This is a genomic window from Ureibacillus sp. FSL K6-0786 (genome assembly GCF_037965165.1).
Classification (GTDB): Bacteria; Bacillota; Bacilli; order Bacillales_A; family Planococcaceae; genus Ureibacillus; species Ureibacillus thermosphaericus.
In genome coordinates, this window is record NZ_CP150191.1 from 480,133 (window position 1) to 492,349 (window position 12,217).

Annotated in this window: 15 protein-coding genes; all 15 read right to left on the reverse strand. The window is 35.4% G+C overall.

Features of this window, described 5'->3' with window-relative positions:
- Positions 1-8 precede the first annotated feature (8 nt).
- The 15 genes from NSQ18_RS02390 to NSQ18_RS02460 all read right to left on the reverse strand — a co-directional run bounded on the left by NSQ18_RS02390 (position 9) and on the right by NSQ18_RS02460 (position 12,207).
- A complete protein-coding gene (locus NSQ18_RS02390; protein WP_016836792.1) occupies positions 9-1,154 on the reverse strand; it encodes a 1-deoxy-D-xylulose-5-phosphate reductoisomerase in 1,146 nt (381 codons plus the stop codon).
- An 18-nt stretch (positions 1,155-1,172) separates the two neighbouring features.
- A complete protein-coding gene (locus NSQ18_RS02395) occupies positions 1,173-1,967 on the reverse strand; it encodes a phosphatidate cytidylyltransferase (RefSeq protein WP_016836791.1) in 795 nt (264 codons plus the stop codon).
- On the reverse strand, positions 1,964-2,749 hold the full coding sequence (locus tag NSQ18_RS02400) for an isoprenyl transferase (protein WP_016836790.1): 786 nt from the start codon (positions 2,747-2,749) through the stop codon (positions 1,964-1,966). Before NSQ18_RS02400 ends, NSQ18_RS02395 begins: the two co-directional genes overlap by 4 nt.
- 247 nt (positions 2,750-2,996) lie before the next feature.
- Positions 2,997-3,554 carry a ribosome recycling factor gene (frr, locus tag NSQ18_RS02405; protein ID WP_016836789.1) on the reverse strand — a complete coding sequence of 186 codons (558 nt, stop codon included), beginning with the start codon at positions 3,552-3,554 and terminating at the stop codon, positions 2,997-2,999.
- On the reverse strand, positions 3,554-4,279 hold the full coding sequence (pyrH, locus tag NSQ18_RS02410) for a UMP kinase (RefSeq protein ID WP_016836788.1): 726 nt from the start codon (positions 4,277-4,279) through the stop codon (positions 3,554-3,556). Before pyrH ends, frr begins: the two co-directional genes overlap by 1 nt.
- A 95-nt stretch (positions 4,280-4,374) precedes the next feature.
- Entirely contained in the window at positions 4,375-5,259 is an 885-nt protein-coding gene (tsf, locus tag NSQ18_RS02415; RefSeq protein ID WP_016836787.1) for a translation elongation factor Ts, read from the reverse strand.
- Between the two features lie 126 nt (positions 5,260-5,385).
- The gene (gene rpsB / locus NSQ18_RS02420; RefSeq protein WP_016836786.1) at positions 5,386-6,105 is read right to left on the reverse strand and encodes a 30S ribosomal protein S2; all 720 of its coding nucleotides are present in this window, start codon (positions 6,103-6,105) and stop codon (positions 5,386-5,388) included.
- Positions 6,106-6,266: 161 nt separating this feature from the next.
- Positions 6,267-6,872: a hypothetical protein gene (locus NSQ18_RS02425; protein ID WP_016836785.1), complete on the reverse strand. Its 606-nt coding sequence runs from the start codon at positions 6,870-6,872 to the stop codon at positions 6,267-6,269.
- A gap of 8 nt (positions 6,873-6,880) precedes the next feature.
- Positions 6,881-7,201 carry a hypothetical protein gene (locus tag NSQ18_RS02430; protein WP_016836784.1) on the reverse strand — a complete coding sequence of 107 codons (321 nt, stop codon included), beginning with the start codon at positions 7,199-7,201 and terminating at the stop codon, positions 6,881-6,883.
- Between the two features lie 14 nt (positions 7,202-7,215).
- On the reverse strand, positions 7,216-7,980 hold the full coding sequence (locus NSQ18_RS02435; protein WP_339288848.1) for a FliA/WhiG family RNA polymerase sigma factor: 765 nt from the start codon (positions 7,978-7,980) through the stop codon (positions 7,216-7,218).
- 172 nt (positions 7,981-8,152) lie between these two features.
- Positions 8,153-8,515, reverse strand: a complete 363-nt coding sequence (locus NSQ18_RS02440) for a hypothetical protein (protein ID WP_016836782.1) — start codon at positions 8,513-8,515, stop codon at positions 8,153-8,155.
- The gene (locus NSQ18_RS02445) at positions 8,512-9,015 is read right to left on the reverse strand and encodes a chemotaxis protein CheD (RefSeq protein ID WP_016836781.1); all 504 of its coding nucleotides are present in this window, start codon (positions 9,013-9,015) and stop codon (positions 8,512-8,514) included. The genes NSQ18_RS02440 and NSQ18_RS02445 overlap by 4 nt, the downstream gene beginning before the upstream one ends.
- A gap of 1 nt (position 9,016) precedes the next feature.
- Positions 9,017-9,640, reverse strand: a complete 624-nt coding sequence (locus NSQ18_RS02450) for a chemotaxis protein CheC (protein ID WP_016836780.1) — start codon at positions 9,638-9,640, stop codon at positions 9,017-9,019.
- Positions 9,641-9,664: 24 nt separating this feature from the next.
- Positions 9,665-10,111, reverse strand: coding sequence for a chemotaxis protein CheW (locus NSQ18_RS02455; protein ID WP_016836779.1), 447 nt, complete (start codon positions 10,109-10,111; stop codon positions 9,665-9,667).
- A gap of 23 nt (positions 10,112-10,134) precedes the next feature.
- Positions 10,135-12,207, reverse strand: a complete 2,073-nt coding sequence (locus NSQ18_RS02460; RefSeq protein WP_016836778.1) for a chemotaxis protein CheA — start codon at positions 12,205-12,207, stop codon at positions 10,135-10,137.
- Positions 12,208-12,217: the final 10 nt, after the last annotated feature.

Consider the following 12,217-nt stretch of genomic DNA (forward strand, 5'->3'; position numbering starts at 1 on the left):
GCTCGTGTTTATTGTACCATATGAAGCACTTTTTTTCTTGTTTCACTGTCAACATGCAAAATCGTTTCCAAATCTGGATTCAGTACATTGTGATGGTCATTCATGATGCGTTCGATAATCTCTTCAATCTGTAAAAATGCAATTTTTTCTTCTAAAAACAACTGTACTGCTGCTTCATTAGCTGCATTCATGGCCGTTAAAATGGTTCCGCCAATTCTTCCTGCTTCATAAGCCAGTTTTAATGCTCTGAATCGCTCAAAATCAACTTCTTTAAAATGTAGTTGTCCAATTTCAGCTAAATTTAATGACTTTCCACCAACAAGTGGCAATCGGTCTGGGTAACTTAATGCATATTGAATTGGTACACGCATATCTGGAGTTCCTAATTGAGCGATGACACTTGTATCATGGTATTCCACCATCGAGTGGATAATGCTTTCTTTATGAAGCAAGACATCAATTTGGTCAAAAGGCATGTCAAATAGTACATGGGCTTCAATCACTTCTAATCCTTTGTTCATCAACGTTGCAGAATCAATTGTAATTTTTGCACCCATTGACCAGTTCGGATGATTCAAGGCATCCTTGACTGTAACATTTTTTAATTCATCGCGAGTTTTATCGCGAAATGCACCGCCAGAAGCTGTCAAAATTAACCGCTTAATTTGTTTTGGATTTTCCCCATTCATCGACTGGAATATCGCTGAATGCTCACTGTCAACTGGTAATATCGGTGCGTGGTGTTTTTTTGCTTCTTTCATTACTAGATGACCAGCAGTAACAAGGGTCTCTTTATTAGCGATTGCAATCGTTTTTCCCATACGAATGGCAGCTAATGTAGATGGCAAACCAACACTTCCTAAAACTGCATTCAATAAAACGCTCGTCTCAGGATGAGTTGCAACTTCTACTAAACCTTGTTCGCCGTATGTAAAATGTATATGAGGAAACTCTTTTTTTAATGCAAGTGCATCTTTTTCCTCTTGCACAGAAACTAACTCAGGTTGTAATGTTTTAATGATTTCTTTTGTTTTTTCTATATTTTTTCCTGCAGAAAAAGCAACAAGTTGGAACTCTTCAGGATGGGATTTTAATATATCATAAGTTTGCCATCCAATTGAGCCTGTTGCCCCTAACAAACTAATTTTTTTCAATTTGGGTCCTTCCCTTCATTAACTAACAAAATGCAACAAGTTGAATAATGGTAATACAAACAATAAACTATCGAATCGATCTAGTATTCCACCATGTCCAGGAAGAAGTTTTCCTGAATCTTTTACATCATAATGTCTTTTAATAGCAGATTCTACTAAATCACCTAATTGTCCAAAAATAGAGCTTACAATCGTTACAAGTATTAGTATAAACCAAGGTTTTTCAAAGGGGTAAATAAATTGCATAACACAGGCAGATACAACCGCTATCAAAATCCCTCCGAAAAATCCTTCAACCGTCTTATTAGGTGAAATTTCTGGCCATAGCTTGTTTTTCCCAAATTTTCTACCAGTAAAATATGCCCCTGAATCAGTAGACCAAACTACAAGTAAAGCAAAAATAATAAATTGTAACCCTGCATCTCTCGTTTCAATTAAATAATAAAATCCGATTCCTATATACAAAGCTGACAGTAGGACAAATCCAATTTCATCGAATGTAAAATGATTTTTTACAATGACAGAATGAATTAATAATAACAGTGCAGCAATGACAAGAAATTCTAATTTCGAATAAGATGTGATATCTTGGACTTTTGCCGCAAAATTATCAGGCATTAATAGCATATATACGGTAAGTAATCCAATTAAGCCTGGAACTGAGAAAATAGCCATCTTTTTCATGCGTAGTAGTTCGAACATTCCAACTGTAGCCATTGCGTAAACTAATAGAGTAAACGGGAGATTACCATATAATACAAACGGGATGAAAAAAGCTGCTGCTACTACACCCGTTATAATACGTTGCTTCAATTAATTTCTTCTCCTTTCAATCCACCATAGCGACGATTTCTTTTTTGATAGGCTTGAATTGCTTCTAAGAAAGTTTCCTCATTAAAATCTGGCCATAGCGTATCCGTAAACCAAAACTCAGTATAGGCTAATTGCCAAAGCATAAAATTGCTTAATCGTACTTCTCCGCTTGTACGAATTAATAAATCTGGTTCCGGTAGATGTGATGTCATTAGATATTGGTTCATTGTTTCTTCAGTGATCGAATCAAAATTTAATGTTCCTTCTTGTACATCTATCATCATCTTTTTTATAGCATTCACAATTTCGGCACGGCTGCCATAATTCATCGCAAAATTCAAAATAAGCCCTGTATTATTTTTTGTTTTTTCTAACGCTTTATTTAAAGCTTTTTTTGTATGTTCTGGTAAACCTTCCTTTTCACCAATCATTTGCACGCGAATATTTCGTTCCATGATTTCAGGTAAAAAATCATTAAGAAATTTTTCTGGTAAGCTCATTAAAAATTCTACTTCAGATTTGGGACGCTTCCAGTTTTCTGTTGAAAAGGCATATAGTGTTAACACTTTCACACCTAAATCATCTGCCACACGTGCTATTTTTCTAACAGTTTTCATCCCCTCATGATGTCCAGCGATTCGTGGCATTGCCCGCTTTTTTGCCCAACGTCCATTACCGTCCATGATGATTGCAATATGGGAAGGGATTACTTCAAGATTGACGCTTTCTTCAGCTATTTTTTTCTCATATTTAGTTTTATTAAAAAAATTTTTTAATACCATTTATTCCCCCACCTGACAACGTTTTGGACGTATTCTTATTAATAATATCAAAAACAAATATACGTGTCTTTTATTTCCTTGATAATTATTCGTATTTTTTGTAATGTTTTACTATCATATGTATTTTTTTGTTCAATCATATCAATATTAATTGATGGATAAAACATAGATGAGATAAATGAAAATGACGTCCTAGATGAAAGGACGTCACATTCCTACAGAAAGTTCTGTTATAACTGAGTAAGCATTAAATTGCAAGGATTTCTTCTTCTTTTTCTTTTGCCAAATTTTCTACTTTTGCAATAAAATCATCTGTTAATTTTTGAATATCATTTACTTGACCACGTAGTTCGTCTTCCGTAATCTCACCGTTTTTCTCCATTTTCTTCAGATCATCATTCGCATCACGACGAACGTTACGAATTGCAACTTTTGCGTCTTCCGCTTCTTTTTTCACGATTTTCACTAATTCTTTGCGACGTTCTTCTGTTAAAGGTGGAATTGTTAAACGGATTACATTTCCATCGTTTGTAGGCGTAATACCAATATCAGATTTTAAAATCGCTTTTTCAATTTCACTTAAAATTGATTTATCATAAGGTGTAATGACAAGGAGTCGTGCTTCTGGAACCGAAATACCAGCAAGTTGGTTAACCGGTGTTGGTACCCCATAATAATCAACAGTGATTCGATCGAGTAATGAAGCGTTTGCTCGACCAGCACGAATTGAAGCAAGTTCGCGGGTAAAGGCAGCAATGGATTTGTTCATTTTTTCCTTCGCTTGTTCATATACATTATTTGACATTATGCATTCCTCCTAACAACTGTCCCAATTTTATCACCTAAAACGGCACGTTTAATGTTACCTTTTTCCATAATAGAGAATACTATTAATGGGATGTCGTTGTCCATACATAAAGTGGAAGCAGTGGAATCCATCACTTGTAAACCTTGTTGAATTACATCTAAATAAGTGAGTGTATCATATTTCACTGCATCTTCGTGAGTTTTTGGATCCGCAGAATAAACACCATCGACATTATTTTTCGCCATTAAAATGGCTTCTGCTTCTATTTCTGCAGCTCTTAATGCAGCTGTTGTATCTGTAGAGAAAAATGGATTTCCAGTACCAGCAGCGAAGATTACTACGCGTCCTTTTTCAAGATGACGCACTGCTTTTCTACGTATGTAAGGTTCCGCCACTTGGGTCATTACGATTGAAGATTGCACTCGAGTTTCCACGTTGAGTTTTTCTAATGCATCTTGAAGTGCAAGAGAGTTCATCACAGTCGCAAGCATTCCCATATAGTCGGCAGAAGCACGATCCATTCCCATTTCACTTCCTATTTTACCACGCCAGATGTTTCCTCCGCCAACTACAACTGCAACTTCAACACCAAGATCTACAACTTCTTTAATATCTTCAGCAACTGACTTAATGATTTTTGGCGAGATACCGAATCCTGCTTCTCCTGCCAATGCCTCACCACTAATTTTGATTACAACTCGTTTATACTGCGGCACACTCATAGTAAACCTCCGTTATGTGAATAATGTATTTTCATTTCTGAAAAATAGGGAACACTTAGAGTGCTCCCCATAAAGTTTGTGTATTTATCCTACAATTATTTACCTTTCACTTGGCTCATAACTTCTTCTGCAAAGTTGTCTGCACGTTTTTCAATACCTTCTCCAACTTCATAACGCACGAATGAAGTTACGTTACCGCCAGTAGATTTCACGAAATCGCGTACTTTTTTATCAGAATCTTTAACAAATGCTTGATCAAGTAAGCAAACTTGTTCGAAGAATTTTCCAAGACGACCTTCAACCATTTTTGCCACAATATTTTCTGGTTTACCTTCGTTTAATGCTTGTTCAGTTAACACTTTGCGTTCACGTTCAACTTCTTCCGCAGGTACTTCTTCGCGAGTAATGTATTTTGGATTGATCGCAGCGATATGCATAGCGATATCTTTTGCAGCATCGCTGTCTGTTGAACCTTCAAGTACAACTAAAACTCCGATACGTCCACCCATGTGTAAGTAAGAACCGAATGTATCAGCATCTGTTTTAGTTTTCACTTCGAAACGACGAAGAGTGATTTTTTCACCAATTGTTGCAACAGCAGAAGAAATTTGTTCTGCGATGCTAACACCTTCTTCATTTTTTACTTCTAAAGCAGCTTCTAAAGATTCAGGTTTAGCTTTTAATAATTGTGCCGCTAAGCTTTTTACTAATTCTTGGAATTGGTTGTTTTTTGCAACGAAGTCAGTTTCAGCGTTTACTTCTAAAATTACAGCATCGTTACCTTCTGTTAAAATGTAAGTTGTACCTTCCGCAGCGATACGATCAGCTTTTTTACTTGCAGATGATAAACCTTTTTCACGTAGGTAATCGATTGCAGCATCGATATCACCGTTCGTTTCTACAAGGGCTTTTTTACAATCCATCATACCTGCGCCCGTTTTTTCACGAAGTTCTTTTACTAATTGAGCAGTAATTGCCATTGAAAGTTCCTCCTTGGATAATTTATGTTTACTATAAGTTTTAGCCTTTTTATATAATAAGAAACCGTAGTTTCTTAAAAAAAGGTGATAAGTGAAACATCCACTTATCACCTTTGTAGTAGTGAATTACTCAGCAACTACTTCTTCAGCTGGAGCTTCTGATTCACCTTGTTTAGACTCGATAAGAGCATCTGCCATTTTAGCAGTTAATAATTTTACAGCACGAATCGCATCATCGTTTGCAGGAATTACGTAGTCAATTTCATCTGGATCGCAGTTTGTATCTACAATTCCTACAATCGGAATATTTAATTTACGAGCTTCAGCTACAGCGATACGTTCTTTACGTGGGTCTACTACGAACATTACGTCAGGTAATTCAGTCATTTCACGAATACCGCCAAGGAATTTCACTAATCGTTCATGTTCTTTTTTCAATTTCGTAACTTCTTTTTTAGGAAGAACGTCAAAAATTCCTTCTTCTTCCATTTTCTCGATTTCTTTCATACGAGCAACACGTTTTTTAATTGTGTCGAAGTTTGTTAACGTTCCACCTAACCAGCGTTGGTTAATGTAGAAGTTTCCTGAACGTTCAGCTTCCTCTTTAATAGCGTCTTGTGCTTGTTTTTTTGTTCCAACAAAAAGAACTTTTCCGCCATTAGCGCCAACTTCACGCATGAACTCGTAAGCTTCTTCTAATTTTTTTACAGTTTTTTGTAAGTCGATAATGTAAATGCCGTTACGTTCAACAAAAATGTATTTTTTCATTTTTGGATTCCAACGGCGAGTTTGGTGTCCGAAATGTACACCAGCTTCAAGTAATTGTTTCATTGAAATTACTGACATGAATTTTCCTCCTAATTATATTGGTTTTGTTCCTCCGCATTTCTCATCTGAATAAGCAACTTAAAGAAAATCTTTAAGCACCACTTATTCATCGAAAATGCGTGTGTAATAATCACACCACTTGGTAATATAACACAATCCCTTTTACTGTGCAAGAAATTTTATGCATTGAACTTTAATAATAGTTCAATTTCCGTTTTTCCTTTTTGCGTGATTTTTGCGATTTCCTCAATCGATTTACCTTCTTGATGAAGAGCAACGATTTTTTCTTTGAGTGTTGGTGATGTCATTTGTAAATTAGTTTCAGTGAGTTTTTGCTGTTTTTCTTCATTTACCGCCTCTTCATTCAACTTCTCTCTATTTGACGTATGGGATTTTTGTTGTTGAATATAGGCATTTTTTGCAACAGCTTTCGGAATCACTTGCAACTTTTCTATTTTTTGATTCCCATTGTTTTCTTCATTTTTTAATTGAACACTGTCTTTATTAATATGATCAGAAATTCGTTTATTTATTTGTTCATTTGCTATGTTATAGCTTTCATTTGGTTGAGGTTTTGATAGCTTTGTTAATTCATCAATAAAACGTTCATTTTCTTCCTTCATTTCCAACAAATAGACGCTAATTGCATTTTCCATTTCTTCCATTAATTTATCTTGCCGCAATTCCAAATCTTTAAATTTAGCGATTTTCGCATTTAGAATGAAAATGAGGAAAAAGCTAATCAATTGAGAAATAATCAATAGAATGATGAATATTGTAGTCATAAAATCTCCTATCCGCTAAAATCTATATACTTTCCTTTATATGGATGTTGTGCTTTCTGCTGTTCTTGTTGTTGTTGTTGTTTCTTTTGTCCATTGTGATTGTTGGATGATTGTTTTCCTTTTCGTTCTTTTTCCTTTTCTTCTTCAGAAACTTCAGAGATTTTTTCGGTGTCATTCACGGTAAGCTGCTTTCTTTCAATCTCTCTTTTTAACGCCTCGTTAGCATTATATTGTTGCTGAACGACGTGCTGTTGATGCTCCCCAACCATTTTCCCAGCGTCAACAGTTTTCGGAATAGCAATTTGTAATTCAACACCTTTTAAACTCATTAGCTCCTCCTAATTTAAGCATTAGCCTCGCTTGATAGCAGTTTTCTTAATTTCAATAACGCTTTTGAGTGGATCTGTGAAATACGAGAAGTGGATAAATCTAACATTTCACCAATTTCCGTCAATGTCATTTCTTCAGAATAAAAAAGACTTAATACGAGTTGTTCCTTCTCACTTAACTTTTTAATATTTTCAGCAAGTTCGTCCACTAGTTCTTTATGAAGCGCCTCTTGTTCAGGTGTTCGTGTATTTTCATCTCGAATGACACAAGCTTTCCCATCAGCATCTTCAGAATCTTGCTGCGTTTCGTTTAGAGATAATATATTTGAAAAGAAATGTTCTTGTACTGTTTGATATACTTCTTCGACAGGCATATTCATATGTTCTGCCAGTTCTTCAGGTGTTGCATGGCGCATTAATTTTTGTTCTAATTGTTCAATTGTAGTTTCCATTTTTTTCGCTTTTTCCCTTGCAGTACGCGGTAGCCAATCCTCTTTTCTTAGGCCATCAATAATGGCTCCCCGTACACGAAAAGATGCGTATGTATCAAATTTTAAATCTCTATTAATATCAAATTTATTTAAAGCATCAAATAGTCCCATCATACCTAAGCTAGTCAAATCATCCCGAGACACATTTTTTGGCAATCCAGTACCTATACGTTGAACATGATAGGACACAAGCGGTATGTATTTTTTTATTAGTAAATTCCCTGCATGCGGATCTCGATCTTTTATCCAGCTATTCCATAATTTTTGTTCATCTAGCTTACTTACCATCGAATCCACCTTTCTTTAACAAACGCTTTTCTTTCCATTATTATACCAAATATAGGTCTAAAAAACACAGCATTCTATAGGACTAAATCATTTACTGACCATTAGGAAATTCCTCTTAATAGATATGAAAAAAGAGCCTAAATTCGGCTCTCTACAATTTATAAAATAGTTCTTAGGTATCTCTTTCTTCTAGCAATCTACGCACGACATCTGCAATTTCTTCTGGATTTTCATCTTGAAAATCATTAGAAGCTCTTTTAAAGCTATTATCCATTTCCTCATCCATTATATTTTCACTGTTCTCAGATGCAACTTCTTCAATAAAATCTGCAAAAAGTGCGTCATCAGGTGTATACAAAATATAGCCTATTAAATACCGTACAGCGAACATTACAACAAAGGCAGCGAGTGCAACAATGAATGAAACAAGCAAAATCTGCGAAGGAAATATAGAAATTTGATACATAATCGCAAAGGTAATGGTAAATGCTATTAAACTACCCCAACAATTATAAAATATAGAGCCATACATCATATTTCACTCACTCCTTTATTGACTGTCCGAATCATTAATTTACTAGTATCAGGATCAAATTCAATCGTCCTACCGCTATTACCACCTGTATCTTCCGCAATGAGAGGAATCCCCAATTCTTTTAATACTTTTTTCACAGCTTCAACGTTGCGAGGACCTATTCTCATCATATTCTTATCTGAAGCAAATTGGAACATTTGGGCTCCACCAGCTATTTTGGCCTTTAACCGATACTTTTGAGCCCCTTCTACTAATAACATCTCTAGTAGACCTTGAATACCAGTATCGGCAAATTTTGCACAATTGATTGTTTCTGAACGGCTTAATGAAGAATCCGGTAACATAATATGAACAAGCCCTGCAACCTTCTTCGTTTCATCATATAAAACTACTCCCACACATGAGCCTAGTCCCGAAGTTCGAATCGTATCCGGAGATTTGACTACATCCATTTGGGCAATTCCAACTTTAACTACCTTTCCTTCCTTCGATGCAAACATACTATTCGACCCCTAACGCCTTAAATATTACGTTAAAAGACTCAGGGTCAGGTAATAATAAAAAGTGCCCTTTCATTTCTGTATTTTCAAGCCCTTCTTCCGAAATGGATGTATTGATGACAATCACATAGTCGCTTACTTGAGAAATTTCAATGAGGCCAATACTAATGATTGCCCCAAACATATCAATGCTTAAACCAGGTACTGTAGGATACATTTTTAATTGCAAAAAATCAGACAAGGCGGATAGATAAGATCCAGATAATATGTTTCCCATTTCTTGCATTGCAGACATTCCGATGAAAGAGCCATTGGATCGAAAATCGAACTGGTCATCTTGAATGAGATGTTGAATGAACCGATTGGCCTGTTCAATCGGTAATATGAAAAACATGCTTCCTTCTAAATCGCCTTCGATTCGCAAGAAAATACCAACAACGACTTTTTCCGGTCCGCCAGCTAAATCCATCATTTCATTAAATGTAATCATTTCTACTTTTGGGACGCGCATTTCGATTTTTTTCTTTAGCAAATCCGATAAAGCAGTCGCTGCATGAGCTGCACCGATATTTCCAATCTCCTTCAGAATATCTAAATGCATAGAATTAATTTTAGGATGCCCCATATGAATCCCTACTTTTTTAATATACTATTCAGATATATTTAATACTTTATCTAAATGTAGCAATATTAATAAACGATTATCAATTTTAGCAACCCCTGAGATGAATGCTTCTTCTATCACACCTACTACTTCTGGTTGAGGTTCAATAGAATTCACTGGAAGATCAATGACATCGTTCGCGGAATCTACTACAAATCCTACTTCCATGTCATCAAACTGAACAATAATAATTCTCACAGATTCAGTATTTTCAGCTGATGGAAGACCAAAACGTTCACGCAAATCGATAATAGGTGTTACAACTCCGCGCAAATTGATGACACCTTTTACGAATTTTTCTGTTCTTGGTACTCGAGTAATATGCATCATTTTCTCAATACCTTGAACTTGGCTTACAGGAATAGCATATTCCTTATCCATTAATTGGAAAACTATTACTTTTATACTTTCTTGCTCCACAACAGTTGCCATTTACAACACCTCATTTCATGGAATTATTTCATTAACGCATTAATATCAATAATTAACGCTACTTGTCCATTACCTAAAATTGTTGCACCTGAAATGGCAAAAATATTTTTTAAATAATTGCCTAATGATTTTAAAACAATTTCTTGTTGGCCAATGAATGAATCAACGACTAAACCAGCTAATTTATCACCTTTTCGAACAATCACAACAGATAAATATTCATCATCATAAATTTCATTGCGCGGTACTTCAAATACTTCATCTAAGAAAATTAACGGAACAACTTTTCCTCGGAAATCAATTACTTTTTGATTATGAGCATTTAAAATCTCAGATTTTTTAATAATTGAAGTTTCGATAATTGATGATAACGGAATCGCATAAATTTCTTTCTCAATTTCTACGAGCATGACAGAAATAATAGATAGAGTTAATGGCAATTGAATGGAGAATTTCGAACCAACATCTTGTTCTGACTCAATAGAAATGCTGCCTCCAAGAGATTGAATCGTTGTTTTTACTACGTCTAAGCCGACACCGCGCCCAGAAACATCCGTTATCTTTTCAGCTGTTGAGAAACCTGATTCAAATATGAGTTCGTTGATTTGCTTATCGGTTAATACTAACGCCGATTCTTTCGTCACAATACCTCGATCGATTGCCTTTTTTAATACTTTATCTTTGTTGATTCCAGCTCCGTCATCTTCTATTTCAATAAATACATAATTTCCGCTATGATATGCCCGTAAGATGACCGTACCTTCTTCTGGTTTACCTTTTGCTTTTCTCACTTCCGGACTTTCGATACCATGGTCTACAGAATTACGGATTAGGTGAACTAACGGATCACCAATTTCATCGATTACTGTACGGTCTAGTTCCGTTTCTGCACCGATAATTTCCAGATTTATTTTTTTATTTAAATCTCTGGATAAAGAACGAACCATTTTAGGGAAGCGGTTAAATACAGTTTCAATTGGAATCATCCGCATTGTAAGGACAATATTTTGTAAATCTCCCATCGTACGGCTCATTCGCTCAACTGTTTCTGTTAATTCTGAATGTTTAACATCTGTCGCAATCGATTGTAATCGTCCACGGTCTATTACTAATTCTTCAAATAGATTCATTAAAATATCAAGGCGCTCAATGCTTACCCGAATCGTTTTTGACTGTGCACTTTGTTTCGTCGCATTCGATTCTTTCTTTAACGGTTCAGACTTTTTCTGCTGTTTTGAAGGTTGTTGTTCAGATTTTTTTGATTCTTGTTGAAGTTGTTCTTTTGAAACCAATTCTTCTTTGCTGGCCTCTTTAATCATTTCTTTCGTCAATGGTATTACTACAACTTTATCAATCTCAGAAACTTTATTAATTTTCTTTTGAATTTCTTCCGCAGAATCTTTCGTAATGAATGTTACTTGGAATGTTTGATCGAACTGTTCTTCCTCAAGCTTTTCAACCGTTGGGAAAGATTTTAATACTTCACCATTTTTTTCTAAAACCTCAAAAACCATGTATACTCGTGCTGCCTTTAATAGACAGTCAGGTCGAAGGGAAACAGTAATTTCATAGACATTAAAACCTTGTTCTTTCGATTGTTGCAATACCGTAACATCGTACTCATCATAAATTAAATATCGGTCAGTAGTAGGTTCTTCCGTGTATACATCTGCTGCTATTTCTTGTTCAGTTGGAGTGCTTGTAGGAATCAGTTGACCTGCTTCAATCGCTTTTAATTTCGATACTATATCGGAAACATCCCGTTTCCCATCACCGCCATTTGCTATATCCACTATCATCGCTTCTAAATGGTCTACCGATTCAAATACAATATCTAATAGATTTGAATCAACAACGATTTTTTCATTTCGAATGGCATCTAGAACGTTTTCCATTTTATGTGTTAAATCCGCTAAGTCTTCAAATCCCATCGTAGCAGCCATTCCTTTTAATGTATGAGCCGAGCGGAAAATCTCATTAACGATGGATAAATCATTCGGATTCTTTTCAAGTTCTAATAATTGATCACTACAAGCTTGTAAATGTTCTTTACTTTCTTCTATAAACATGTCCAAATATTGCTGATTCATTTCCATTCGAAAACAC